Consider the following 24309-nt stretch of genomic DNA (forward strand, 5'->3'; position numbering starts at 1 on the left):
TGACGGCAGACGAGCACGGATCATTCCGTCAAGCGGTGTGCACCGGCGTGTGCTTTCCGATCATGGCGAGCGCCGTCTTCAGACCTCGGCGCTTGCCGGTTGCCGGGTCGACGCCGAACACTTCCTTGATACCGCCGCGAATACGGAACTTGAGCTCCGACGACGTCTCCGGTGCATCGTCCGACGTCGCCGACAGGAACCGGTTCGGCAGAGACAGTTTCATGATGGTGCGCAGTGTCTGCCCGTATTGATGCGCGAGCGAACCCGTCGTGTACGGCAGGTCGTACTTGTCGCACAGAGCGCGAATCCTGACGGAGATCTCGGCGTACCGATTGCTCGGCAGATCCGGGAACAGATGATGTTCGATCTGGTAGCAGAGGTTGCCGCTCATGAACGCCATTAAGGGTCCGGCGTGAAAGTTGGCGCTGCCCAGCATCTGTCGCAGATACCACTCGGGCTGCGTTTCCTTCTCGTACTCGGCGAGCGTGAACTTCTCGGCACCGTCCGGGAAGTGACCGCAGAAGATGACGCCGTAGGACCAGTAGTTGCGGATGAAGTTCGCCGTCGCATTCGCCGTCAACGTCGACTTCCAGGCGGGACCCGTCAGCAGAGGAAACAGGATGTAGTCCTTGCCGACCTGCCTGCCGATCTTGCGGACGACGTCGACCGCCATCTCCTTCTTGTCCTCCCACTTCACTTCGCCGGTCCGGAGCTTGTCCGTCTCGAGGTGATGCAGCGCGACGCCCCACTCGAAGAACGTCGCCAGGAGTGCGTTGACCAGCGGCTGCGCGAAGTATTTCGGGTGCCACTCCTGGTCGCGGGTGATGCGCAGGATGCCGTAGCCCACGTCGTTGTCGAGCCCGACGATGTTCGTGTACTTGTGATGGGTGAAGTTGTGCGAATGCTTCCACCCCGCCGACGGGCAGGTGTTGTCCCACTCCCAGTTACTGGAATGAATCTCCGGGTCGTTCATCCAGTCCCACTGGCCGTGAATGACGTTGTGGCCCAACTCCATGTTCTCGATGATCTTGCCGACACCGAGCAACGCCGACCCCAACAGCCAGGCCGGTTTCTTCTTGCTCGCGAACAGCACGAGCCTGCCCGCCACCATCAGCGAGCGCTGGAACGTGATGGTGCGCTGAACGTACTTCGCGTCCCGCTCGCCGCGTGAATCCTCGACGTCGCGTCGAATCGCGTCGAGCTCCTTCCCGAGTGCCTCGATATCGGCCTCGGTCAGATGGGCGTACTCCTTGATGTCCGTGATCGCCATGCTTCCCCCTTGCGAAAATCCGAGTCGGCCCCGACGCCCCGTTGCCAACCCAACGGTACGGACAGTGGGCAGTGGCGTCGAGGTTCGTGGGGGTTCTGGTTGGCGGGGGTGCCGGTCTCGCCGACCGAATGTCACATACGGTCACTCAGAGTGAGCGAGGGGCGCCCTCGGTCCACCAACCCGTCGGAGCCCACGAGTTATCCACAGTTCGACGAGTTATCCACAGGCACCTGTGAGATACGCCCGAACTGTCGGAAATGTGTCGTACCCGCCATGTTCGATGCCCGCATGAAACGTGGGGAGTGGGCAGACGACAACTTCGCGGCACTGCGCGCGAAATCCAAGAACGGCGTAATACGCACGTCGGTATTGCGGGGGATGGGGGTGGGAGCGAAGACGATCATCGACAGAACTTCAGGTGGTCCGTGGCAACGGATGTTGCCCGGGCTTGTGTTGCTGCACAACGGTCCTCCGAGCGTACTTCAGCGGCAGACGGCGGCGGTGATGTACGGGGGACCCGACTGCCTGTTGACCGGACGCACCGGGCTCGGTCTTCACGGATACTCGGCAGGGTTCCAGGCCAACGACGTCGGTCTGCTCATCCCGCACGAGCAGCACCGTAAAGACGCCGAATTCGTCGTCGTCGAGCGCACCTGGCGGATACCGGAAGTGACGACGAAGTCCGGATTGCCCGTCGCACCCATCGATCGCTGTCTTCTCGACGCGGTCCGTCGTATGAGTGACCCGGCACGGATCACGGCGCTCATCGCGGAGGTCGTACAGCGGGGCGACGCCGACATCGAGGCGCTGCTCGTCGAGTTGAAAGCAGGTAATGGTCGCGGAAGTGCGCTGCCACGACGCGTTCTGCGTGAGTTGGCGTCGGGTGCTCATTCGGTGGCCGAGGTCGAAGCCCGCGCCTTGTGCGAGAGAAGCGGACTGCCGCCGATGAAGGCCAACTGGGTGCTTCTGACGGCGTCGGGCGAGTTCATCGCCATCGTCGATCTGCTCGAGGACAACGTCTACCTAGCGTTCGAGGTCGAATCCTTCCTGCATCACTCTGCGCCGGCGGAGTTCGCGAAGACACTGGAACGACGTGCTCACATTCAGGGGCACGGCGCCATCGTGCTCGCGCACACACCGAAGACGATTCGTACACAACCGGATCGAGTGATCGCCGACCTCGAGCGCGCGTACGAGCAGGCCAAGCAGCGGCCACGTCCGAACCTACGCGCAATTCCGCTGGCCGAGTGGCGTCAGCAGGCATCGTAGACCCAGATCATCTGACGACCGGTCTGGCTCGGCGTCGTGATCGGATGATCGACGACGCGAGCCAGCCGGTATCCGAGGCGTCGGGGGACCGCTTGGCTTCGTAGATTGGCTGCGTCGCAATGAATTTCGACGCGTGTGACGTGTCGAATGCCCAGTGCGACGTCCGTGAGTGTCGACGCGACCGCGGTCATGACGCCGCGTCCCTCGGCGTCGGCGGTCAGCCAGTAACCGAGCTCGAAGCAGCCGGGTCCGCGTCGGTGGAGGCCCGCTTTGCCGAGCGTCCCGGATGCACCGAGGGCGTCCCTTGCTCACTCTGAGTGACCGGATGTCACCCTCGCTCCGAATGGGGGCACGCGCCCGGATGCACCGAGGGCGTCCCTTGCTCACTCTGAGTGACCGAATGTCACCCTCGCTCCGAATGGGGCCGAATGGGGCCGAATGGGGGCACGCGCCCGGGGCGGCCCATGGGCCCGGGCTACCGACCACCCCTCACGACGCCCGCCACGACCGCCAGGTCAGACTCCCGACGCTGATGACGGGACCCTGGGGCCTGGCGGAGGCGTACTGCTCGTACTTGCCGACCAGCGCGTCGAGGGCGGCGGACCCTTCCGGTGTGTCGGCGTCGACGATGCGCGCCGAACCGCTGGCCCTGATCCACCACAGCTTGGTCCAGTCCTCGTCGTAGTGGTCGACGATGAGGCTCACGGCAGGGTCGGCGCGGATGTTCTCGAGCCGCCGAAGCTTCTGGGTGGTCTTGGGCTTCCAGTCGATCGCGGTGACGATTCGCTCGTCGACTACGGCGAAGACGACGGGTACGAGGTGTGGCGTGCCGTCGGCGTTGACGGTGGACAGCTGTGCTCGTCGGGCCTCGCCGAACCGCCCGATTTCGTCGTCGATCTTCATACCGACGACACTGTCACGCCGATTCGCTGCGTGCACCGCTGCGCAGCCTTGCCGTCTCGAACTTCGAGGCGACCATGGGACGTCCGAGCAGGTGGCCCTGTCCGGAGGTCACCTCCATGTCGATGCACACGTCGAGTTGCGCGGAGGTTTCGATGCCTTCCACGACGGTGTCCATCCCCAGCTCGTGCGCGACGTGGATGACCGCGGAGCACAGGGCGGACATCGTCCGTCGTCGCTCGCCGTCGTGGCTGTCCAGGTGCTGCGTCAGCGATTTGTCGATCTTGAGGATGTCGACGGGCAGCGTCGCGAGCCGTTCGAGCGAGGAGAATCCGGAGCCGAAGTCGTCGATGGCGACCAGGACCCCATGCTCACGAACGTCGGTGAGTTGCTCGACCACGGCATCTATGTCGTGCAGCGACGTCGACTCGGCGAGCTCGATCACGAACCGGCCGGGTGGAATACCGAAGCGGTCGACGACACCGATGACGTCCGTCGCAAGTGTGCCGGCCGCGAAGTGCAGCGGGCTGACGTTGATGCCGACCTGGACCGAGATGTCCCGGTGCTGCCAGGCCGACATCGTCCGGCCGACCTCGTCGAGCACCCAATCGGTGAGCGGGATGATGAGGTCGGACTGTTCGGCGAGTGGAATGAAGTTGCCGGGCAGCAGCAATCCGAGCTCGGGGTGGTTCCAGCGGATCAGCGCCTCGGCGCCCACGATCGTGTCCGACGCCAGATCGACGATGGGCTGGTAGAGCATCTGCAGCTCGTGCTCGGTCATCGCGGCGCCGCGCAGTCGCTCCAGAATGTCGAGACGCGCACGGTGGTCGTCGCTCAGATCCTCGGCGAAGCCGTGGCGGCCGGGCGCAGGGCGGGGCTCGGCACGCTCTCTGCTCATGCTCCCCCCTAGTGGCCGGTCGGCCGTGGAAGAGAATAACCTCAAAGTCTGCTTTGACGCCACAAACAAAACTCTTTCCCCGTTTAGCGTCGTCGGCCCTCTGATCGCAGCTACGCGAATCCGCTACCTCGTCGAACCTCGCACCACCACGGACCACTCGGCCTGCGGGAGCGTCGACAGCGACCCGAGTACCCAGCGCGCAGCGTTCCGGCCCTGGTCGTACAGGGATTGTGCGACCGTCGTCAGTCCCGCCGCCCCGGCCGCCTCCGAGTCGTCCCACCCGGTCACCGCAACACCCGATGCGCCCGCGTCGAGCACACCGAGCGCCAGATCGTCACTGGTGCACAGGATCGCGTCGGCACGGTAGTCGTCGAGCAGAGTCCGCGCCGCAACCGCGCCCTCCGCGCGTGCGTTCGTCGGCACGAACGCCACCGGTATCTGCTCCCACCCCAACCCATATTCGACGACCGCTCGCCGGTACCCGGCAAGGCGGGCAGCCGTCACCGGGAAGGTGGCGTTCTCGGGTTCGGGTCCGAGGACTGTCTCGGCTATCCGCTCGCGGTCGCACGGGAAGCTGATGATCGCGGGTCGCCGGGCGCCGAAGAGTCCGATGGTGCCGATGGCGTGTGCGGCTGACGCGTCGTCGATTCCGATGAATTCGATGCCGGGATGTCGCGGTCCGCCCTGGATGCACGCGGGTTTCCCTGTGGCCGTGATGATGTCGAGGACGGGGTCGTCGGCGACCGTCGTCCACAGTACGAAACCGTCGACGTGGGCGTCGCGAATTCTGTCGAGGTCGACGCCGATGCGCGAGTTGGGGAGCAGGACGAGTCCGGTGTCTGTGTCGAGGCAGGCTTCGGCGATACCGGAGAGAAATGCGCGGGCTTCGGGGTTCTCGAACGAGTAGGTGAGCTTCTCGGTCAGGACGACGCCCAGGTTGTTCGTCTTTCCGCTGCGCAGTGAACTCGCCGCTCGGTGCGGTCCGGTGTAGCCGAGTTCGGACGCGGCGGCGAGGACGCGGTCCCTGGTCGATCCGGACACCCGCCCGGGCTGGTTGTAGGTGTAGGAGACGCTCATGGTCGACACCCCGGCGGCGCGGGCGACATCGGCCATGGTCGGGCGGGTGCTCATGGGGTCAGACTAGCGGCTGGCGAGCCTGATGTGTAACGATACACAGCATGCCTGGCTCGACTGTTCTCCGACTCGTGGTGCTCGCCGCCGCCGCGTTCGTCTACGTGACCGCGGAGACGCTGCCGATAGGCCTGCTCCCGGAGATCTCGTCGGACATGGGCGTCAGCGAGTCCAGCGTCGGCCTGCTTCTGACCTTCTATGCCTACGGTGTCGCGGTCATGACGATGCCGCTCATCACGTTCGTTCGCCGATGGCCGCGTCGGCGAGTCGTGGTCGTGACCGTTGCGGCGCTGGCGTTGTCGCAACTGTTGTCCGCGGTCGCCGTCGGCTATCCGATGCTCGTGATCGCACGCATGATCTGCGCGGCGACGCACGGCGTGTTCTGGGCGGTCGTCGCGCCCGTCGCGGCCTCACTCGTTGCGCCGACCATGCGGGGCAAAGCAATTGCGACGGTGTACGCGGGAACGTCACTCGCGCTCGTCGCCGGCAATCCGCTGACCGCGGCGTTGGGGCAGTGGCTCGGATGGCGCACGGCCGCAGCATGTATCGGGGTGGTGTCCGCGGTCATCGCCGTGACCCTGTTCGCCGTACTTCCGAGAATGGAGGCCGTCGACGCCGGACCGAGTCGCGGAAAGGTCGTCGATCGATCTCTCGTACTGATCTGTGTCGCAACATTTCTCGCGGTCCTCGGGCATTTCATCGCGTACACGTACTTCTCGTTGCTCGTCGACCGTGGTCTCGGGTCGATCGGCACGACGCTCACACTGATGCTCCTGCTCTACGGACTGTGCGGCGTCATCGGAATCTGGATCATCGGCAAGACGTTCGACCGGTGGCCGCGGCACTCGACGATCGTGTCGTTGAGCGTCGTCGCCGCAGCGTTGCTGATTCTGTGGACGACCCTGCAGTCGGCGCCGGGTTCGCTCGCGGCACTCGCCGTTCTGGCGATCGGCATGTGGGGGCTGGCCTTCACGACCGTCCCGGTCTGCCTGCAGTCCTCGGTGCTGAACACCCCACGCCCGGATCCGGATCGGGCGTCGGCGATCTATGTCGTGTCGTTCCAGGTCGCCATCGCGTCGGGAGCGCTGATCGGGGGCGTGATCATCGATCGGAGCAGTATCGCGGTGGTGACGGCAGCAGCATGCGTGCTGGTCGTCGCCGCCCTCGTGACGGTGGTGCTGGGGCGGGGTACCTTCGCCTCCCCGGATCGACCGAAGGCGTCCCTTGCTCACTCCGAGTGACCGGATGTCACCCTCGCTCCGGCGGCGAAGGCCAGCCCCACCCGCGCACCCACCAACCTGTCCACCAACCCGGACAGCAATGCGATCCCGTCGGTCGAGAGCACGGACTCCGGGTGGAACTGGATGGACTCGAGACCCGGACCCCGCAGGGCGTTGACGTGCCCTTCGTCCACCGACACGTCCACCCCCGCGATGTTGCCGGGCCGGGCGACGAAGGTGTTGTAGAACCCCACGGTCCGCTCTTCGCCGAACACGCGGACGGTCTTCTGCACACCCTGCTGCGGCTGAGGCAGTGCAGCCAGGTCCAATCCCAGTTCGCGCGCGAGGACCTGATGGCTCAAACAGATCGCGAGCAAGGCTTCACCCGTCGACAGTCGTTCCCGCACGATCTCTCCCGCGCGGACGATGCGCGGATCCGACATGTCCGACGGATCGCCCGGCCCGGGTCCGCACACCAGCAGGTCCGCGGTCGACGACGTGAACTCCTCCCATCGCACGACCGTCACGCCCATCCCGAGGTGCCGCAGCTGGTGCGCGAGCATCGCAGTCCACTGGTCCTCGAAGTCGACGACGACGGCTGTTCCGCGCGAAGGACCCGCGGCCTCGGGCTGCACATTCATCCAGAACGACGCGAGCTTCTCGTTGCGCCGCGCCAACGCGTCGGCGACGCCTGGAAACTCGCTGAGCCGAACGGCATTCTCACCCGACGGCCGCCGAGCCTCGACTCCCAACGCCGCCAGCACGCCGCCGAGCTTCGAACGCGTCTCGGCCACTTCGTGTTCCGGAATGGAGTTGCGCACCAACGTGGCCCCGGCGGAGATCTTCAGTGCACCGGTCGGCGATATTTCACAGGTACGGATCAGGATGGGTGCGTCGACCGTCGTGACGCCGTCGCGACCCTCGAACAACGCGAGGACACCGGAATAGTAGCCACGCCCGGATGTCTCGTACCGTTCGATGACGCGCGACGCGTTCTCGATCGGTGATCCGGTGACCGTCGGCGCGAACATGGTGTCACGCAGGATGTCTCGTGGATCGAGATCGCTCTCGCCGACGAGGACGTACTCGGTGTGCGTCAGATGGCCCATCTGCTTGAGTCTCGGCCCGACGACGCGTCCGCCGTGATCGCAGATTCGACTCATCATCTTGAGCTCTTCGTCGACCACCATGAACAGCTCGGCATTCTCCTTCGCGTCGTCCAGGAACTCGAGTACTCCCGCACCGGAGGGTCCTTCGACGGGATGCCGGTACGTTCCGCTGATCGGATTCATGAATGCCGAGCGCCCGTCGAAACCGACATGTCGCTCGGGCGTCGCACCGACCAACGTCACCGACGGCGTGTGCACGAAGAACGTCCAATACGAACCGGATTCGCCGAGCAACAATCGTCTGAAGATCTCGAGGCCGGACCCGACGGAATCGTCGAGCTGGGCGCGAAAGTCCCGTCGGATGACGAAGTTGGCGCCGGCGCCGGTACCGATCTCGTCGGCCAGAACCCTCTCGACGATCGAGGCGTACTCGTCGTCGCCCGGTTCGAAGCGGCCGTCGGTCAACGTCAGCTCACCAGGGTCGATTGCCTCCACGACCTCGTCGACGGTGACGGCGAACCGCGAGCGGACGAGCAGGCATTCCAGCGGCGCGCCGTCGTCGTGGCAGACGAACCCACGCTCCCGGATCTGCCGAAACGGTACGAGGGCGAGTACGTCCGAGTCGCCATCGATGGGGATGTCGGCCAGCGAGTCCACCGATACGACGTCGCCGACCAGGACGTCGACCCCGCCCTGGCGGCTGATGACGGCGAATGGCTCGTCGCCGCGGAGAGCGTCGGACAGTAGTTCGTTCACGGGTTGCCTCTCTCGTAAGTTGTGCGGACTCCCGAGAAAGACATGAAAATGGCCGCCTCGAGAGGCGGCCACGGCATGAAATACGCGAAGTGTGGGCGCCTAGGAGCGCCACCACCAGGATCCTGCGACGGATATCGATGCGTACATGTCGGGTCACTGTACACATCGAGAGCAGGATATGGTCACCGAGGCCGCACCTGCGGCCGCGTGAGGTGCAAGGGAACCCGGTGCGAATCCGGGACTGACGCGCAACGGTGACTGCTCTGCCCGAGCAGGAGTCCGATCGCTTGCTCCGCACGACGTACGTCCCGCGGCTCCGCGACACGAGCCCCTAGTAGGAAGTTCGGCTCCCTATGACACTACGTAAGCCTGTGGCGTCGGCCATGCTGGCGATGCTCGTTCTCGCCGGGTGCGCCTCCACCGATACCGACGCGCCCAGCCAGACCGCCGACGGCAACTCCAGTTACCCCCTCACCATCTCCAACTGCGGCCAGGACGTCGTCGTCGACGCACCACCGCAGCGCGCTGTCTCTCTGAATCAAGGTTCGACGGAGATTCTGCTCAGCCTCGGTCTCGCGGATCGCATGGTCGGCACGGCGACGTGGACCGACCCCGTGCGCAGCAACCTCGCGTCCGAGAACGAGAAGGTACCGCGCCTGTCCGACAACAATCCGTCGTTCGAGACGGTGCTCGACACCGAACCGGATTTCGTGACGGCGTCGTTCGGTGGAACCCTCGGCCCGGGTGGCGTCGCCGAACGCAACCAGTTCGAGCAGTTCGGCGTCCCGAACTATTTGTCGCCGACGGACTGCAACGGCAAGACCGACGACAGCGTCAACTCCGACGGCGCACGCACCGAGCCGCTCCGGATCGAGACCGTGTACCACGAAGTGCGCGAACTCGCCGCGATCTTCGACGTCCGGGAGCGCGGTGAGCAGTTCGTCGCCGAGCTGCAGGATCGCTTCGAGAAGGCATCGTCGACGGTGAATGCGTCGGGCACGTCGCTCGTCTACTGGTTCGCCGACACGGCTACGCCCTACATGGCCGGTTGCTGCGGGTCGTCGGGCATCATCACGAACTCCGTCGGCGCCGACAACATCTACGCCGACACGACCGACGAATGGCCGCAGGTCAGCTGGGAATCCGTCGCGGACAGGAATCCGACGGCCTTCGTTCTCGCCGATCTGAGCCGTCGCACATTGGCCGGAGACGCGCTTGACTCCAAGATCGAGTTCCTCGAAACCAATCCGGTGACGCAGCGCCTGCCCGCAGTGGCGAACAGACGGTACATCGTCGTGAACGGCGCCGATCTGAATCCGTCGATCAGAACGGTCGACGGCGTCGAGAAAGTTGCTGCCGCACTGCAGGACTGGGGCCTGGCGAAGTGACGTCGGTGCTGGAGCGGCCGAGGCAGAAGCGGAGCGTACTCGCCCCGCTTCTGCTCGGTGGGGTGGTCGTTCTCGCACTGTCGATCGCTCTGGCGATCACCATCGGTCCCGCCGATCTGTCCATCTCGGACGTATACCGAGTGGTGTTGCAGCACATCGGTTTCGGTGATTCGGGCGTCAGCAGGATCAAGGACGGCATCGTCTGGGAACTACGGCTTCCTCGGACGTTGCTGGCGGCGATCTGCGGCGCGGGGCTCGCGCTGTGCGGCGCGATCATGCAATCGTTGCTGCGAAACCCGTTGGCGGATCCGTTCGTTCTCGGTATCTCGTCCGGAGCGTCGACGGGGGCGGTGCTGGTGGCAGTGCTCGGCGTCGGCGGCGGCATGCTGTCGTTGTCGTCGGGGGCGTTCGTCGGGGCGGCGCTGTCGTTCGTGTTGGTGATGCTGCTCGCCGCGGGTGCGGGAGGTGGCACTGATCGCGTCGTCCTCGCAGGAGTGGCTGGGACGCAATTGTTCTCGGCCCTGACGTCGTTCATCGTGATCTCGTCGGCAGACGCAGAACAGACACGAGGGGTTCTGTTCTGGCTGCTCGGCTCACTCGGCGGTGCCGACTGGGACGACGTCGTCCTGTGCGGCACCGTCTGCGCGGTCGGCATCGTCGTCTGCTTGCTGTACGCGTCGGCGCTCGACGCCTTCACGTTCGGCAACGACGCGGCCGCGTCGCTCGGTGTGTCCGTCAAGTGGATTCGTGTTCTTCTGCTCGTCATCACGGCGTTGATCACGGCGATGCTCGTCAGCGCGGCGGGGGCGATCGGATTCGTCGGCCTCGTGCTGCCGCATGCGGCCAGGTTCCTCGTCGGCTCGCGACATCGGCGTCTGTTGCCGACGACGGTTCTCGTCGGCGCCATCTTCATGGTGTGGGTCGACGCCGTCGCACGCACGTTGTTCGAACCGCAGGAGATTCCGGTCGGCGTGGTGACCGCGCTGATCGGTGTTCCTGCGTTCGCGGTCATTCTGTTTCGGATGCGGAGGGCTCGATGACCATTCGTGGCAAAGCAATTCGGTGGGCTCGCTCGGGGCACACGATCCTGGACGGCGTCGATTTCGAGCCCACGGCGGGGGAGACCGTGGGCTTGATCGGCCCCAACGGGTCCGGCAAGTCGTCGCTCCTGCGCATCCTCGCCGGCATCGTGACGCCCGACCACGGCTCGGTGACACTCGACGGCGACGCGATGATGTCGTTGCGACGCAAGCAGATAGCGCGGCGGGTGGCGATGGTGGATCAGCATGCGACCACCGACGTCGACATCTCCGTGCGGGACGTCGTGCGGCTCGGTCGCATTCCGCATCAGGGACTGTTGGGCGGCGACGCGGCCGCCGACGATCGTGCCATCGCACGCGCCCTGGAGAACACCGGGATGACGTCGAAGTCGGACCGGTTGTGGCACACGTTGTCCGGCGGTGAGCGTCAACGTGTGCAGATCGCACGGGCGTTGGCGCAGGAGCCAACGGAGTTGTTGCTCGACGAACCGACCAATCACCTCGACATCCAACATCAGCTCGACATACTGGCGTTGGTTGCCGAACTGCCGCTGACCAGCTTCATCGCCCTGCACGATCTCAATCTGGCGGCGATGTTCTGCGACCGGATCGTGGTGCTGCGCGACGGTCGGGTGGTGGCGACGGGAACGCCGGTCGACGTCATCACCGCGGACCTGGTGCGGGAGGTCTACAACGTGCACGCCGACGTCGAACTCGACGAGTCGGGGACGTATCTGCAGGTCACGTATCGTCGGCGCACCGGGCACGTGCGCGCGAATGTATAGCGGGCTGTACATTCGCGCGCACGTCCGCTACTCGCCCCTGGCCTTTCGTCGCTGCTCCTCGGCGCGGGCGCGGCACTGACGCAGGAATTCCGCGTCGGCCTCGGGTGTGGTTCCGACGGCGCGGCCGGGCCGGGTGTCGTACTCGGGATACGCGGAGTTGCTGCGTCGCTGCGGCACGCCTGCCCCACCCCAGATACCGCCACCGATTGGCCTGCCGACGAGCAGCCATACGATCGACCCCGCGAGCGGGATGAAGATCACCAGCAGCAGCCACATCATCTTCGGCAGGTGCCGGACGCCGCCCTCGTCGGCCGTGATCACGTCGATCAGACAGAACACCCACAGGATCATGATGAGCAAGCCCAGGTACGGCACCGTTCGTCCTCCTACAGACCAGGCGGTATTTAGCCAGGAGAACCATACAGGGAATCGTCGGGAAGGACAGGCCTCGGTTTACCGACGCCGGGTTTGCGGTATCGACCGCTTCGAGAAATCGACGACAGGAGGCGTCCGTGGGTCTGCAACAGCTCGAAGCGATGGTGAAGGAAACGGTGACCGCGGGGGAGCCTTTCGAGTACGGGGCGGACGAGTCGGAGCTGAACTACCTGGCTTCCCTGGCGGCCAGGCCCGGTACGCAGCTCGTGTGCGAAGTGGGATTCAATGCGGGCTTCTCCAGTTGGGCGTTCCTGTCGGCGTCCTCGTCGACGGTCGTGTACTCGTTCGACCTGGCCGGTTACGCCTACAGCGCGGCCGCGAAGGAACACATCGACGAACTGTTTCCCGGCCGCCACACCCTGATTCAGGGCGACTCGCACTCCACGATCAAGGAATTCGCGGCCAAGTATCCCGACATGCGGTTCGACGTCATCTTCGTCGACGGGGACCATTCGCTCGACGGTGCCCGCGCCGACCTCGCCGACCTGCGTTCGCTGGCCACTCCGGAGACCGTTGTCGTCATGGACGACATCACCCCGTGGCTGTGGTTCGGCGAAGGGCCGACCCAGGCGTGGCAGGAAGCCGTCGAGGCCGGGTCCGTCGTCCACCGGAGCTACTACCGCGACGGCGTGCCGGTCGACGTCGTCGAGCCGCCTGCCAGCCGTGCTTGGGCCGAGGGGTACTACCCGGCCTGAGTCAGACACCGCTCGATCGCGTCCACACCCCGATCCAGTTCGTCCTCGGTGACCGTCAGCGCAGGCCGGAACCGTACGGCTCGCTCCCCACAACCGAGGACGAGAACATGTTCGACGACGCGAAGATCGTCGAGGAGTCGGTCGCGCGAGGCCGCGTCGGGCATCGTGAAGGCGCACATCAGACCGCGGCCACGGACCTGCGTGATCGCCGAATGCCGCGAGGCCGCACCCTGCAACCTGGTCAGCAGATGCTCGCCCAGCACCGCGGCTCGCGCGACGAGCTGCTCCGATTCCATGACCTCCAGGATTCGACGCGCACGCACCATGTCCGTGAGGTTGCCGCCCCATGTGGAGTTCAGACGCGACGACACGGCGAACACGTTGTCGGCGATCTCGTCGACGCGTCCGCCGGCCATGATCCCGCAGACCTGGACTTTCTTGCCGAAGGCCACGACGTCGGGGTTCAGGCCGAGTTGCTGGAAGGCCCAGTTGGTTCCGGTCGTTCCGGCGCCCGTCTGCACCTCGTCGACGACGAACAGTGCGTCGAACTCGTGGCACATGTCCTGTAGCTGCTGTAGGAACTGCGGGCGGAAGTGATTGTCACCGCCTTCGCCCTGGATGGGTTCGACAATGGCGCAGGCGATGTCGTGCGGATTGGCCTCGAACGCGACGCGGGCCGCGGTGAGGGCGTCGGCCTCGACGGCATCCATGTCGACGTCGGATCCGATGAACGGGGACGGAATTCGGGGCCAGTCGAACTTGGGGAAGCGGGCTACCTTGTTCGGGTCGGTGTTGGTGAGCGACATCGTGTATCCCGTGCGCCCGTGGAACGCGTGCTCGAGATGCATGACCTGGCTGCCTGGGGAACTGATCCCGTGCGCCTCGTTCCAGCGTGACTTCCAGTCGAAGCAGACTTTCAACGCGTTCTCTACGGCCAGGCCGCCGCCCTCGACGAAGAACAGATGCGGCAGACGCGCATCGCCGAGAACGCGCGAGAAGGTGTCGACGAACCGAGCCATCGCGACGGTGTAGATGTCGGAATTACTGGGCTTGTTGACGGCGGCCTGCATCAGATCGGCGCGGAACGCTGCGTCGTCGACCAGACCGGGATGGTTCATTCCCAGCGCGGACGACGCGAAGAAGGTGAACAGGTCGAGGTACTCGGTGCCGTCGCGCGCGTCGACGAGCGTGCATCCGCGCGACGCATCGAGGTCGAGCACCACCTCGAAACCGTCGGCGAGCATGTGGCGACGAAGAGTGTCGTGCACGTCGTCGGCGCGGATCTCCTGGCGATGTAATACCTGCGTCATGAAACCAAGATACGCGCCGAAATTTCGTAATCAACGGCTTTTTGCAGGAAAATATCCGGTAGAACACCGCGTCGATTACGTTCGTAGTCGTCGTTCCCCACCGAAAGGTAGTGCCATGTCTGTCCTCGGCGACCAGTCTTCGACCGTCAGCCACGACGAACTGAGCGTCAGGACTCGCGCCATCCTGGAGCGTCTCGGCGTCGACGTGGATCTCGACGTTCCGCGCTCGCACGAGACGATCGTCGCCCGATCGCCCATCACGGGCGGAAATCTCGCGTCGCTTCGCGCGGCCGACGCGTCGGACGTGGACGCGGTGCTGGCCGACGCAAGGACCGCCTTCGCCGAATGGTCGACGGTCCCTGCCCCGGTACGCGGCGGGCTGATTCGCGAACTCGGTGAACTGCTGCGCGAGCACAAGGACGATCTGGGCGCACTGGTGTCGATCGAAGCCGGAAAGATCGTGTCCGAGGGCCTCGGCGAGGTCCAGGAGATGATCGACATCTGTGACTTCGGCGTCGGACTGTCCCGTCAGCTCTACGGCAACACCATCGCGACCGAGCGACCCGGCCATCGCATGATGGAACAGTGGCACCCGCTCGGCGTCGTCGGCGTCGTCACGGCGTTCAATTTTCCGGTGGCCGTGTGGTCCTGGAATGCGGTGCTGGCGTTGGTCGCCGGTGACACCGTCGTCTGGAAGCCGTCGGAGAAGACGCCGTTGACCGCACTCGGCGTCCACGCGTTGTTCCAGCGTGCGGCAGCCAAGGCCGGTGTGGACCCGAAGGTCGCGCAACTGCTCATCGGCGATCGCGTCGCAGGGCAAGCGCTCGTGGACGATTCGCGTGTCGCGCTGCTGTCCGCGACGGGGTCGACCCGAATGGGACGCGAGGTGGCCCCTCGCGTCGCCCAGCGCTTCGGGCGCGTGCTGCTCGAACTCGGTGGCAACAATGCGGCCGTCGTGACGCCGTCGGCGGATCTGGATCTCACGACGCGCGGCATCGTCTTCTCGGCGGCAGGCACTGCCGGACAACGGTGTACGTCGCTGCGACGCGTCATCGTGCACTCGTCGATCGCCGACGAACTCGTCGATCGCATCGCACAGGCCTACGAATCACTCTCCATCGGTTCGCCTTTGGAGTCGGACACACTCGTCGGGCCGCTGATCGATGCGCCCGCGTTCGCGGGGTTCAAGAAGGCGATCGACGCGGCAGTCGCGTCGGGTGGCGAGATCCGAGCGGGCGGACAGCGCGTCGACGATTTCGGTGAGAACGCGTACTACGTTCAGCCGACCATCATTTCGATGCCGGACCAGGCGGACATCGTGCGGCACGAGACGTTCGCTCCGATTCTGTACGTGCTCACCTACGACACCCTCGACGAGGCCATCGCGCTGCACAACGATGTGCCGCAGGGGCTTTCGTCGTCGATCTTCACGACGGATCTTCGAGAAGCCGAGCGGTTCCTGTCGGTCACCGGATCGGACTGCGGCATAGCGAACGTCAACATCGGCCCGTCCGGAGCGGAGATCGGTGGCGCGTTCGGCGGTGAGAAGGAAACCGGCGGCGGACGCGAATCGGGTTCGGACGCATGGAAGTCCTACATGCGCCGGGCGACCAACACGGTCAACTACTCGAACGAACTGCCGCTCGCGCAGGGAGTGCGCTTCGCGCCCGTGCATGGATAGTCGAACCATAGGGCAACCAACCACGCACAACGGGAGTGGAGCCTGCAGGAACGACCCATACAACGGGAGTGGAGCCTGCAGGAACGACCCATACAACGGGAGTGGAGCCTGCAGGAACGACCCATACAAGGGGTGTGCGTCAGCGCATCAATCCCTGCACCAGTGCGTCGACGATCTCGTCGGTCGACGTCTCCGGGTCGATCGGCATCGTCAGTCGGTCGAACAGCAATCCGTCGATCGCGTAGTGGAACAGCGCAACCTCCTTCGCGCCGCCCGGTAGGCCTGCCGCATGGTTGAATTCGACGTCCGCGCGGAAACCCGATCGCTGCCAGTCGCCGAGCAGCTCCCTGACCTCGGGACGTCTCGACGCCTCCAGCCGCAGCTCGAACAGCGCGAGCGTCACGTCGCGATTGTCGATCAGACGCGCGACGATGTCGCGGACGTAGTCGGCGAACAACTCGGCGCTCGGCACTCGCTCGGCGAGCGGCGCGTGCACCGTCGGGTCGGGTGCGAGGCGTTCCCCGATGCGCTCGATCAAGCCCGCGATGACGTCCTCGCGCGTCTTGAAGTAGTTCGACGCCGTGCCCCGGGGGACGGCTGCCTCGACGTCGATCGCGCGATGCGTCAGACCGCGGGCGCCCTCACGTGCGAGGACGCGCAGGCCGGCGTCGGCGAGCTCCGACCGTCTCTGCGGATTGCGTGCCACGGGAAAAGGCTAGCGCAACCACGACAGATGTCGTAGTCTGCTCCTTGAACCACTACAGACGTCGTGAATGGAGAACCCATGCGAGAACTGGTCTACTACGTCGCCGTCAGTCTCGACGGGTACATCGCGGCACCCGACGACACCTTCGACGCATTTCCGGTACAGGGCGATCACATCGACATGATCCTGCGCGAATACACCGACACCGTCCCGACGCTGGGGCTGCAGGCGCTCGGTCTCACGGCACCGCTCACACGGTTCGACACCGTGCTGATGGGGTGGAACACGTACGCCGCCGGGCTGCCCGCGGGCGCCACCGATCCGTATGCGCACCTGCGGCAGTACGTGTTCACGCGCAACCATTCGATCGACGAGCCGGGTGTCACGGTGACGTCGGACGATCCGGTGACCGTCGTGCGGAAGCTGAAGATGGAGGAGGGAAGCGGTATCTACCTGTGCGGTGGCGGGGAACTCGCGTCGTCGCTGATCGACGAGATCGATCGGCTGATTCTGAAGGTCAACCCGGTGTTGCTCGGGTCGGGCAAGAAGTTGTTCGCGGAGCGAGAGTACGACGTCACTACCGCGCGGTTGGTCGCGAGCACACCGTACGAATCCGGCGTCGTGATCAACGAGTACACGATCGAACGGTGATCACTCCACCGAGATGCTGTGCGCCCGAAGCTGTTCTACGACGTCGTGCGACGGCCAGGCCGCAGCACGGAAGCGGGCGGGTTCCATACCCGGCATGGGCTCGATTCCGGTGATGCGTGCGACGTCCTCGAACTGCACGTAGAACATGTCCGACGCGCGACCGGCGAATGCGACGAGATCCGTTCGCGGGAGCGTGCAGTCGACGCCCTCGTCCCAGATGGTGACGGTGCGTGGACCGAACGGCGTCGTGATCACCGCTGCGGACCGGATCGTGATGGTGGTGCCGTCGAGATCGTATTGTCCGCGCAGCCAAACGGATTGAGCGTCGTACTCCCTCGCGATGTGCACGCACCGTGCCCGCGCGGCCTCGGCGCTGTCGGGCCGTACGGTGTCGAAGGTGACGATGTGTCCGTCGTCGTCGACCGTGTACGCCTGCGGCGAGAGCCCGCGTGCAGTGTGGGTGTACTGATGTTCGATCATCGAGAAGTGTCGGGCGAGGATCTCCTCGTCGTCACCGGGAACGACGTAGATCGTGTCGACGTCGGGAACGAAAGCCACAGGTGCACAACCGAATCGCGATCGATGCGACGCGAGCCAGCCCGGGTCGAGCAACCAGGACGTGAAGTAGTTGCTGCCGCTGTCGACCAGACGCTGTATCGCGCGGCCCTTCGTCGGATCGGCGTGCACCGTGATCGTCGCGAGATTGGATCGGGCTGCGGAGAACACGGTGGCGGGATCGACGCCCCATTCGGAGATGGTCTCCCAGGAAACGATGGTGCGCCGGCCCGGGGTGTCGACGGCCACGAGCTCGTCGACGAGGGGGAACACGCGTCGCGACACGAGGAGGCCGGGTGGGGGCGCGCCGATCGTGTACGTCGACGGTTTCAACACCGGGCGCAGACGGGGGAGCGCGACGTCCCAGCTGCCGGGGGCGTCGTTCGCTTCGATCATCGTGGCGACGAAGTGTTCGATGTGGGCCGACAGCTCGGCTTCCCCGTACGCGGCGGTCTCGGCGAACAGATTGTCCAGGTAGAGCACCGCGTCGCGGCCGTAGTAGACGGCGAAATTCTCGGAGTCGTACATCGGGTCGGCGCCGCCCTCGACCCGGATGCGTTCGAGCACGAGGTATGCCAGCCGTGCCCTCGGGTCCACGCCGTTTGCCGCCACGCGGGAGATGGTAACCGGGCGCCCCGAGTATTTCGCTCCCTTACTCGACCGGATATGCGGGATCTTCGCGAATATCGTCGAATCAGGGAGCGAAATGCACCCCTACGCGGTCGGCGGCCGCGCGGTGGAGGAACGGCTGCACGACGGCGGAGATCTCGTCGGCCTTGCGTTCGAACAGCGCGACCGTCCCGTGCTCCACGATGGTTGTCTCCACCCGCGTCACCTGCGACAGAGCGGACTCGAGCGGCGCGATGTTCGGCATCGCGAACGGATCGTCCGACGCGCCGAGCAGGAGTGTCGGCGCCGTGACGAGACCGATTCGGTCCTCGATGCGATAGCGGTCGCACGCCCGATGTCCCTCTGCCGGGTCGACGCCGTACGTCAGCGCGTCGTGCACGAAGCGGTTCAACAGATCCGCGGACGGCTGCGGGTAGTAGGGACGCCGCTTGTTCCACAACGTGTTCAGATGCGTGCCGTCGTCGGAGATGTTCGCCTTGTCGACGCCGTCGGGATTCTCGGGACGTGCACGACGCTCCGGGCCGGTGAACGGGCACGACGACAGCACCAGCGCGGTCACGTCGGTACTCACTTCGCCGTTCCCGGCCGCGGAGGCGACCTCGAGTGCGACCAGTCCGCCGGTGTGGTGACCGAGAAGGCTCACCTCGTCGATCCCGATCTCGTGCAGGAGCTCGTGGACGCCGCGTGCGTACAGCTCGATGGATTGCGGTGCAGGCACTTTGACGCTGGCCCCGAAGCCGACCATGTCCATGGCGATCACGCGATGCTCACGGGCCATCAGCGGTATGAATTCGCGGAACTCGTCGCCCGAGCGCGGCGCCTGATGCAGCAGCAGCAGGGCGGGGCCGTCGCCGGCTTCGACCACGTGGATCTGTCCGATCGGGCAATCGACGTAACGCGAACGCGTGTTCAACCTTGTCACCTTTCAGCCCCGGCGAGGGGACGGGTCGTGACGACGAGACCGAGAGCGACGGCTGCCGCTACGCCCATCATCGACGCTGTTGCCAGTGCATTGTTACCCAGGAGCCCGACGACCGGCGCGGCGGCGGCGGCGCACAGGAACTGGAATCCGCCGATCAGTGCCGATGCCGTGCCTGCGGTGTCGGGATGGCGGGCGAGTGCGAGCGCGGGAGCGTTCGGCATGACGGACCCCATCACGGCGAGCAGAAGGAGGACGGGAACACCGAACCCCGCGAGGCCACCTGTCTCCGTTGCAGCGAGAACGACGAAGACGCCGCCGACCAGCGTTCCCGCCGCGAGTGACGCCCGGAGTATTCCGTACGGGCTCCACCGCCGCAGCAGTACCACGTTCAGTTGCGACGATCCGATCAACACCGCTGCGCCGCAGGCGAAGAACACTCCGAACTGTCCCGGGGTGAGCTCGAACTGATTCTGCAGCACGAACGGAGACGATGCGATGTACGAGAACATGAGGATGCGACCGCATCCGCACACGATCACCATCCGCACGTACGGCGAATCAGAGAACAACGTTCGATAGTTCCTCGCCATGACGCGCATCCGAGGTCGATGCCTCTTGACGGGCGGCAGCGTCTCCGGCATCGCCCACACTCCGAGCGCGACGGAGATCAGCCCGAGGAGCGCGAGCACGAAGAAGATCGATCTCCACGACGCGAGGGAGACGACGAGTCCGCCGATAGTGGGCGCCAACACCGGCGCAACTCCCATCACCAGCATCAATCGGGAGATGACGACGGCCGCAGCGTGCCCGTCGAACAGGTCACGCACCACCGCGAGTGCCAGTACGGTACCTGCGGCCGCGCCGAGACCCTGCAGCACGCGCAGCGCCGCCAGCGTCTCGATCGTCGGGGCGACAGCGCATCCCACGGATGCGACGACATGCATCGCGGAACCGGCAATCAGCGGACGACGGCGGCCCAATGCGTCGGACAGCGGCCCGATGATCAACTGCCCCAATGCGAAACCGACGAGCGAGCCGGTGAGTGTGAACTGCACCAGCTCGTCCGACGTACCCAGGTCGTGGGCGATGAACGGAAACGCCGACAGATACATGTCGATGGTGAACGGACCGAGGGCGGTCACCGCACCCAGGACGAGGACGAGCCGAAAGCGCGTCCAGCCCTGTGGTGTCGGTGTGGTGGTGTCAGTGCTGTTGGTCGAGGAATCCTGCGACGACGGCGTGGTAGTCATGTGGCCGTTCTTCCTGAAGATGATGTGATGCCCGATCCATGACGTAGAGCTGGCCTCGCGGAACCATGCGCGCGAGCATCAGCGGGTAGTCGGGCGTCAGGAAGTCGTCGTACATTCCCCACGCGAACAGCACCGGGGCTTCGATCTGCCCCAATTCGGCTGTGAGGTCCTGCCATTCGCCTCGTGGGTTGTCCGACGCGGCCGCCAAGGCCATCTCGTCGGGGTCGAGGCTCTGCTCGTAGCGCATGTCGACGGTCTCGTCCGGGAGCGCATCGCCGTCGAACCATTCGAGGCGGGTGATCAGTTCCCGCATCTTCTCGCGGGAGGGGCCGGTGCCGCCGTAGTAGACGTCCCGCGCGTTCCTACCGCGTCGGCCACCCTCGGGAAGCGGAGCGAGCGGGCCGTAGAAGACGGGCATGCTGCCGGTGACGACGAGCGAGCGAACGCGGGTCGGGTACTTCGCTGCGAGGTTGAGGGCAATGGTGCCTCCCCACGAGTTGCAGACGAAATCGGCACGGTCGATTCCCAGTTCGTCGAGAAGGGCCACCATCTTGGCCGCGTGGAAATCCCACATCGGCCCTTCGATGGTGCACTTGTCGGACAGCCCGTACTGCGGGATGTCGACGAGAATCGCGCGCCGCGTCGACGCGAACATCGGGGCCACCGGGCCGAAGTCCGACCAGGCCGTGCAGCCAGGACCACCTCCGTGAAGAAAGATGACCGGATCGCCGGATCCGAGATCGTGATAGTGAAACTTGACGCCGTCCGCCGTGGCGTACTGGCTCGGGGGTCGTTGTGCCATGGCGTCATTCCACCGCGTCGGGTGATCGACGGAAAGGGAACGGGTCCACTCTCCGGGCCGGGGTTCGTTCCGTGGCCGCGGACGTGACCTACCGTCGAGCTATGAATCCTGACCTACACACTGCCGAGGAACGGGCACGCGCCGTGGTCGGTGTGCGCGAATCGCGTTCGCTGGGAACGCTGTCCGCCGATCATGCGGTGGCCTTCGCGCGTGCAGCCGCCGTCGACGAGCCCCGATACCTGGACCCGACGCGCGCGGATTTCGCCGTGCACCCGATGTACCTGCTGAGCATGCTGCGCGGTCACCAGGGAGGCGTCGACGACGACTACCGTCCCGACGGAATGTTCGCGGACGAGGTGCCCGGTACTGCTGGACTCGACGTGCGGTTGATGGCAGGCGGTCAGGCGATCGAGTTTCTTGCAGAGCCGGTGGTGGGTGAAACCGTCGACGCAGTACGCAATCTCGATGCGGTCACCGTCAAAGGTCGAACCGGTTCGCAGTTTCTGCTCCTCGAGACGGTCAAGGACTACGTCTCGTCCGGTGCGGGCACGCTGGCGCGTGTTCGCGAGACCTTCATCGTCCGATGAACGCGATTCAGGCCGGGGGCGCCATCGAAACGGTGGTTCTCGCAACCGATCCCGTCCGCGTCCTCCGTTTCGGGGCGACGACGCACAATGCGCACCGCATTCACTACGACGCGGTCCACGCCGCCTCGGACGGCTTGGAGAGGCCGGTCGTGATGGCCCAGTTGCAGGGGACGTTGTTCCATCGTGCCGCTGCTCGGGCGGCCGGGCAGGGCGGTACGGTGACCGCACTGTCGTGGCAGAACCGCGCTCCCGCATACGTCGGTGAGACCCTCACGGTGTCGGGTCGGGTGATCGACGTGCAGGACGGTGTCGCCCACCTCGAGCTGGAGGAGCACACGGAGGACGGAAGACTGTGTGCCACAGGGTCCGCCGTCGTTCGGCTGCCCTGACTCCGGTCGGCCGGACGTCACGGTACTGTCCGGCCGACCTGAGTCGAGATGTCACTCGCGGTGGTCGGAGACCCAACCGGTCAACAGAACCTCGTCGGGATCCACCGGTCCTGCCATGGAACCCTGCTGCGTGAAGAAATCGACGAGACTCCTCGAGCGGGTGAGGTCATCTTCGCTGAAATCACGGCCGGTGAAGTCGATCTGAGTGACGCGATCGCGTGCCTCCGCTGGATCCATCTGGATCTCGGCCGCAATGGCGGCTGCCGCGCGATCGGGATCTTCCTGGATGATCTCCGACGCGTCGGCGATGACTGCGAACACCTTCCCCGCGAGTTCGTCGTTGGCGTCGAGCCAATCCTCTCGGGCGAGGATCCACTGCGAGTACTCGGCTCCGAAGTCACCGGTCGTGGCCACCACGCTGGATCCATCGGCTTCTGCTTGCGCCACCCACGGGTCGAACGAGACGAATCCGTCGATGTCACCGCGTGCCAACAGTGCAGGCTGCTCGGGCGGGCTCGTCGAGACGATTTCGATGGTCGCGGGGTCGAGTCCCAGGCTTCTCAGATAGAGATCGGTGAAGTAGACGCCGATGCCCGGGAAGACACCCATGGTCTTGATGTCCTTCGGCTGCACACCGTCTCGGAGAACGACCTGGAAGTACCGATCCGAGTCCTGGAACACGCCGAGCGCCCGCAGCTGCGGGTTCGCCGCCATGACGGTCAGCGCGGTCGAATCCGCATTACCGGACATCTCCGACGTCCCGGCGACCACGTTCTGGGCGCCCGCGGCACCCCCTTCGGTCTGGACGATCTCGACGTCGAGGCCCGCCGCGTCGAACATGCCTTCGTGGTCGGCGAGAAACAGCGGCGCATACGACGGGTCGACGCCGACGGCGATGCGGACGAGCGAGGTACCGGTCGCTTCCTGGGTGGCTGGGCGAGTACATCCGGTGGCGACGACGAGCACGGACAACGCGGCGACCGTGGCTCCGGTCGCCCACCGCTTCCTGGTTGAAATCATCGACATGTGCGTCCTCTCGGGGTTGTCGGTTCCGTCATTTGCCGGTGAAGACGGCAGGTCGTTTGTCGAGAAACGCCTGCAGTCCCTCGGCGGTGTCGCTGGTCGTGATCAGTTTCAGAACGGCGTCGAACTCGACGTCGAGCGCCTCGTGCATGGGTAGCGGCAGACCGTCGGTCACCACCTGCTTGATCAGACCGATCGCCGCGGTCGGTTTCGCGGCGTACGCCGCGGCCAGCTCGGCAACGGTGTCGTCGAAACGATCGTCTGCCACCACTCGGTCGACGAGTCCGATGTCCAGCGCCTCGGCGGCCGTCAGCTTGCGACCCTCCATCATCAGCAGTACGGCGCGGTGAGCGCCGATCAGGCGCGGAAGTCGTTGACTACCACCGGCACCCGGGAACAGTCCCAACGCGATCTCCGGGAAGCCGACGGTCGCGGCGTCGCTCATCACCCGGAGGTCGCACGCTAGTGCCAATTCCGCTCCGCCGCCGAGTGCGTGACCGTTCATCGCCGCGATGACGGGTTTGGGCGCCGACGTCAGAATGTGCTGTACGTCGACCCACGGACGCATCGCGCGTTGTGTCTCCTCGGTGAGATTGCGCATCACCGAGATGTCGGCGCCGGCCACGAAGAAGCGACCGGTCCCGCGTACGACGATGCAGCGCACCGACGGGTCGTCGGCGAGCGGCGGCAACGCCGTCAGCAACTCGTCGATCAGGTCCGGGTCGAATGCGTTCGCCGGTGGCCGGTCGACGACGACGGTCGCGACCGCGTCCGCGACGGTGGTACGTAGGTACGAGGTCATGAGCGTCCCTTCGGTAATCGGTCGCCTCATCATTCGTGAGGTGCTGCGCGGACCACAGGGCCTCGGTCCGACAGGCGAACTCTCGCTGCGGCGGTTTGCTGAATG

24 protein-coding genes, 1 pseudogene and 1 riboswitch are annotated in these 24309 nt (G+C 65.4%); of the genes and pseudogenes, 10 read left to right on the forward strand and 15 right to left on the reverse strand.

Features of this window, described 5'->3' with window-relative positions; translation table 11 throughout:
• Window positions 1-28: 28 nt before the first annotated feature.
• A complete protein-coding gene (locus tag RhoFasB10_RS11535; RefSeq protein WP_068429723.1) occupies window positions 29-1270 on the reverse strand; it encodes a fatty acid desaturase in 1242 nt (413 codons plus the stop codon).
• A 288-nt stretch (window positions 1271-1558) separates the two neighbouring features.
• Here RhoFasB10_RS11535 and RhoFasB10_RS11540 point away from each other — a divergent pair, with 288 nt between their 5' ends.
• Window positions 1559-2539: a hypothetical protein gene (locus tag RhoFasB10_RS11540; RefSeq protein WP_167676491.1), complete on the forward strand. Its 981-nt coding sequence runs from the start codon at window positions 1559-1561 to the stop codon at window positions 2537-2539.
• Here the strand turns inward: RhoFasB10_RS11540 and RhoFasB10_RS11545 are convergent.
• The 4 genes and pseudogenes from RhoFasB10_RS11545 to RhoFasB10_RS11560 form a co-directional block, all read right to left on the reverse strand.
• Window positions 2524-2814: pseudogene (locus RhoFasB10_RS11545) on the reverse strand (GNAT family N-acetyltransferase); the annotation flags it as partial. The gene RhoFasB10_RS11540 and the pseudogene RhoFasB10_RS11545 overlap by 16 nt on opposite strands.
• A 214-nt stretch (window positions 2815-3028) precedes the next feature.
• Window positions 3029-3442 carry a TIGR03668 family PPOX class F420-dependent oxidoreductase gene (locus RhoFasB10_RS11550; RefSeq protein WP_068430069.1) on the reverse strand — a complete coding sequence of 138 codons (414 nt, stop codon included), beginning with the start codon at window positions 3440-3442 and terminating at the stop codon, window positions 3029-3031.
• 13 nt (window positions 3443-3455) lie between these two features.
• Complete coding sequence (locus RhoFasB10_RS11555; protein ID WP_167676493.1) at window positions 3456-4337, reverse strand: EAL domain-containing protein; 882 nt, start codon at window positions 4335-4337, stop codon at window positions 3456-3458.
• 123 nt (window positions 4338-4460) lie between these two features.
• Entirely contained in the window at window positions 4461-5468 is a 1008-nt protein-coding gene (locus tag RhoFasB10_RS11560) for a LacI family DNA-binding transcriptional regulator (RefSeq protein WP_167676495.1), read from the reverse strand.
• Between the two features lie 47 nt (window positions 5469-5515).
• Here RhoFasB10_RS11560 and RhoFasB10_RS11565 point away from each other — a divergent pair, with 47 nt between their 5' ends.
• Window positions 5516-6709 carry an MFS transporter gene (locus RhoFasB10_RS11565; RefSeq protein WP_068429737.1) on the forward strand — a complete coding sequence of 398 codons (1194 nt, stop codon included), beginning with the start codon at window positions 5516-5518 and terminating at the stop codon, window positions 6707-6709.
• On the opposite strand, the gene RhoFasB10_RS11570 is transcribed toward RhoFasB10_RS11565, so the two are convergent.
• Window positions 6697-8553 (reverse strand): anthranilate synthase family protein, encoded by a 1857-nt coding sequence (locus RhoFasB10_RS11570; RefSeq protein WP_068429740.1) that lies wholly within the window; start codon window positions 8551-8553, stop codon window positions 6697-6699. The two genes, RhoFasB10_RS11565 and RhoFasB10_RS11570, sit on opposite strands and share 13 nt — an antisense overlap.
• Before the next feature lie 171 nt (window positions 8554-8724).
• Window positions 8725-8863: riboswitch (cobalamin riboswitch) on the forward strand.
• A gap of 82 nt (window positions 8864-8945) precedes the next feature.
• On the opposite strand from RhoFasB10_RS11570, the gene RhoFasB10_RS11575 reads away from it, so the two are divergent.
• The 3 genes from RhoFasB10_RS11575 to RhoFasB10_RS11585 are packed head-to-tail and all read left to right on the forward strand — an operon-like array spanning window position 8946 to window position 11766.
• The gene (locus RhoFasB10_RS11575; protein WP_157105396.1) at window positions 8946-9941 is read left to right on the forward strand and encodes an ABC transporter substrate-binding protein; all 996 of its coding nucleotides are present in this window, start codon (window positions 8946-8948) and stop codon (window positions 9939-9941) included.
• Window positions 9942-9946: 5 nt separating this feature from the next.
• Window positions 9947-10981 carry an iron chelate uptake ABC transporter family permease subunit gene (locus RhoFasB10_RS11580; RefSeq protein WP_068430075.1) on the forward strand — a complete coding sequence of 345 codons (1035 nt, stop codon included), beginning with the start codon at window positions 9947-9949 and terminating at the stop codon, window positions 10979-10981.
• Window positions 10978-11766 (forward strand): ABC transporter ATP-binding protein, encoded by a 789-nt coding sequence (locus RhoFasB10_RS11585; protein WP_068429741.1) that lies wholly within the window; start codon window positions 10978-10980, stop codon window positions 11764-11766. Before RhoFasB10_RS11580 ends, RhoFasB10_RS11585 begins: the two co-directional genes overlap by 4 nt.
• Window positions 11767-11793: 27 nt before the next feature.
• Here RhoFasB10_RS11585 and RhoFasB10_RS11590 read toward each other — a convergent pair whose 3' ends face one another.
• Complete coding sequence (locus RhoFasB10_RS11590) at window positions 11794-12141, reverse strand: PLD nuclease N-terminal domain-containing protein (protein WP_068429742.1); 348 nt, start codon at window positions 12139-12141, stop codon at window positions 11794-11796.
• A 137-nt stretch (window positions 12142-12278) separates the two neighbouring features.
• Here RhoFasB10_RS11590 and RhoFasB10_RS11595 point away from each other — a divergent pair, with 137 nt between their 5' ends.
• Window positions 12279-12896, forward strand: coding sequence for a class I SAM-dependent methyltransferase (locus tag RhoFasB10_RS11595; RefSeq protein WP_068429743.1), 618 nt, complete (start codon window positions 12279-12281; stop codon window positions 12894-12896).
• On the opposite strand, the gene lat is transcribed toward RhoFasB10_RS11595, so the two are convergent.
• Window positions 12884-14179 carry an L-lysine 6-transaminase gene (gene lat / locus RhoFasB10_RS11600; protein WP_217266278.1) on the reverse strand — a complete coding sequence of 432 codons (1296 nt, stop codon included), beginning with the start codon at window positions 14177-14179 and terminating at the stop codon, window positions 12884-12886. The genes RhoFasB10_RS11595 and lat overlap by 13 nt on opposite strands.
• 142 nt (window positions 14180-14321) lie before the next feature.
• Between lat and RhoFasB10_RS11605 the strand changes: the two genes are divergently transcribed.
• A complete protein-coding gene (locus tag RhoFasB10_RS11605) occupies window positions 14322-15887 on the forward strand; it encodes an aldehyde dehydrogenase family protein (RefSeq protein WP_068429745.1) in 1566 nt (521 codons plus the stop codon).
• A gap of 139 nt (window positions 15888-16026) precedes the next feature.
• On the opposite strand, the gene RhoFasB10_RS11610 is transcribed toward RhoFasB10_RS11605, so the two are convergent.
• Window positions 16027-16593, reverse strand: a complete 567-nt coding sequence (locus RhoFasB10_RS11610; protein WP_068429748.1) for a TetR/AcrR family transcriptional regulator — start codon at window positions 16591-16593, stop codon at window positions 16027-16029.
• Window positions 16594-16671: 78 nt separating this feature from the next.
• On the opposite strand from RhoFasB10_RS11610, the gene RhoFasB10_RS11615 reads away from it, so the two are divergent.
• Window positions 16672-17244, forward strand: a complete 573-nt coding sequence (locus RhoFasB10_RS11615; RefSeq protein ID WP_167676497.1) for a dihydrofolate reductase family protein — start codon at window positions 16672-16674, stop codon at window positions 17242-17244.
• Here RhoFasB10_RS11615 and RhoFasB10_RS11620 read toward each other — a convergent pair whose 3' ends face one another.
• The 4 genes from RhoFasB10_RS11620 to RhoFasB10_RS11635 form a co-directional block, all read right to left on the reverse strand.
• Window positions 17245-18411, reverse strand: a complete 1167-nt coding sequence (locus RhoFasB10_RS11620) for a hypothetical protein (protein WP_254303597.1) — start codon at window positions 18409-18411, stop codon at window positions 17245-17247. It abuts the gene before it with no gap.
• An 82-nt stretch (window positions 18412-18493) separates the two neighbouring features.
• Complete coding sequence (locus RhoFasB10_RS11625; RefSeq protein ID WP_068430083.1) at window positions 18494-19342, reverse strand: alpha/beta hydrolase; 849 nt, start codon at window positions 19340-19342, stop codon at window positions 18494-18496.
• 5 nt (window positions 19343-19347) lie between these two features.
• The gene (locus tag RhoFasB10_RS11630; RefSeq protein ID WP_068429754.1) at window positions 19348-20601 is read right to left on the reverse strand and encodes a multidrug effflux MFS transporter; all 1254 of its coding nucleotides are present in this window, start codon (window positions 20599-20601) and stop codon (window positions 19348-19350) included.
• On the reverse strand, window positions 20555-21403 hold the full coding sequence (locus RhoFasB10_RS11635; protein ID WP_068429756.1) for an alpha/beta hydrolase: 849 nt from the start codon (window positions 21401-21403) through the stop codon (window positions 20555-20557). The genes RhoFasB10_RS11630 and RhoFasB10_RS11635 overlap by 47 nt, the downstream gene beginning before the upstream one ends.
• A 101-nt stretch (window positions 21404-21504) precedes the next feature.
• Here RhoFasB10_RS11635 and RhoFasB10_RS11640 point away from each other — a divergent pair, with 101 nt between their 5' ends.
• Both RhoFasB10_RS11640 and RhoFasB10_RS11645 read left to right on the forward strand, forming a co-directional pair.
• Entirely contained in the window at window positions 21505-21990 is a 486-nt protein-coding gene (locus RhoFasB10_RS11640) for a hypothetical protein (protein ID WP_068429758.1), read from the forward strand.
• Window positions 21987-22379, forward strand: coding sequence for a hotdog domain-containing protein (locus tag RhoFasB10_RS11645; protein ID WP_068429760.1), 393 nt, complete (start codon window positions 21987-21989; stop codon window positions 22377-22379). Before RhoFasB10_RS11640 ends, RhoFasB10_RS11645 begins: the two co-directional genes overlap by 4 nt.
• Before the next feature lie 51 nt (window positions 22380-22430).
• Here the strand turns inward: RhoFasB10_RS11645 and RhoFasB10_RS11650 are convergent, their stop codons facing one another.
• On the reverse strand, window positions 22431-23399 hold the full coding sequence (locus RhoFasB10_RS11650; protein ID WP_068430086.1) for an ABC transporter substrate-binding protein: 969 nt from the start codon (window positions 23397-23399) through the stop codon (window positions 22431-22433).
• A 34-nt stretch (window positions 23400-23433) separates the two neighbouring features.
• Window positions 23434-24204 (reverse strand): enoyl-CoA hydratase/isomerase family protein, encoded by a 771-nt coding sequence (locus RhoFasB10_RS11655; RefSeq protein WP_068429762.1) that lies wholly within the window; start codon window positions 24202-24204, stop codon window positions 23434-23436.
• Window positions 24205-24309 lie beyond the last annotated feature (105 nt).

Source organism: Rhodococcus sp. B10, from assembly GCF_011770055.1.
Taxonomy (GTDB): Bacteria; Actinomycetota; Actinomycetes; order Mycobacteriales; family Mycobacteriaceae; genus Rhodococcoides; species Rhodococcoides kyotonensis_B.

Bases quoted from the DNA above. Each gene is read 5' to 3' on its own strand.
- RhoFasB10_RS11550 (WP_068430069.1), bottom strand. From the start codon at position 3,442: ATGAAGATCGACGACGAAATCGGGCGGTTCGGCGAGGCCCGACGAGCA.
- RhoFasB10_RS11650 (WP_068430086.1), bottom strand. From the start codon at position 23,399: ATGATTTCAACCAGGAAGCGGTGGGCGACCGGAGCCACGGTCGCCGCG.
- RhoFasB10_RS11555 (WP_167676493.1), bottom strand. From the start codon at position 4,337: ATGAGCAGAGAGCGTGCCGAGCCCCGCCCTGCGCCCGGCCGCCACGGC.
- RhoFasB10_RS11575 (WP_157105396.1), top strand. From the start codon at position 8,946: ATGCTCGTTCTCGCCGGGTGCGCCTCCACCGATACCGACGCGCCCAGC.
- RhoFasB10_RS11635 (WP_068429756.1), bottom strand. From the start codon at position 21,403: ATGGCACAACGACCCCCGAGCCAGTACGCCACGGCGGACGGCGTCAAG.
- RhoFasB10_RS11565 (WP_068429737.1), top strand. From the start codon at position 5,516: ATGCCTGGCTCGACTGTTCTCCGACTCGTGGTGCTCGCCGCCGCCGCG.
- RhoFasB10_RS11560 (WP_167676495.1), bottom strand. From the start codon at position 5,468: ATGAGCACCCGCCCGACCATGGCCGATGTCGCCCGCGCCGCCGGGGTG.
- RhoFasB10_RS11630 (WP_068429754.1), bottom strand. From the start codon at position 20,601: ATGACTACCACGCCGTCGTCGCAGGATTCCTCGACCAACAGCACTGAC.
- RhoFasB10_RS11535 (WP_068429723.1), bottom strand. From the start codon at position 1,270: ATGGCGATCACGGACATCAAGGAGTACGCCCATCTGACCGAGGCCGAT.
- RhoFasB10_RS11655 (WP_068429762.1), bottom strand. From the start codon at position 24,204: ATGACCTCGTACCTACGTACCACCGTCGCGGACGCGGTCGCGACCGTC.
- RhoFasB10_RS11645 (WP_068429760.1), top strand. From the start codon at position 21,987: ATGAACGCGATTCAGGCCGGGGGCGCCATCGAAACGGTGGTTCTCGCA.
- RhoFasB10_RS11615 (WP_167676497.1), top strand. From the start codon at position 16,672: ATGCGAGAACTGGTCTACTACGTCGCCGTCAGTCTCGACGGGTACATC.
- RhoFasB10_RS11585 (WP_068429741.1), top strand. From the start codon at position 10,978: ATGACCATTCGTGGCAAAGCAATTCGGTGGGCTCGCTCGGGGCACACG.
- RhoFasB10_RS11540 (WP_167676491.1), top strand. From the start codon at position 1,559: ATGAAACGTGGGGAGTGGGCAGACGACAACTTCGCGGCACTGCGCGCG.
- RhoFasB10_RS11605 (WP_068429745.1), top strand. From the start codon at position 14,322: ATGTCTGTCCTCGGCGACCAGTCTTCGACCGTCAGCCACGACGAACTG.
- RhoFasB10_RS11640 (WP_068429758.1), top strand. From the start codon at position 21,505: ATGAATCCTGACCTACACACTGCCGAGGAACGGGCACGCGCCGTGGTC.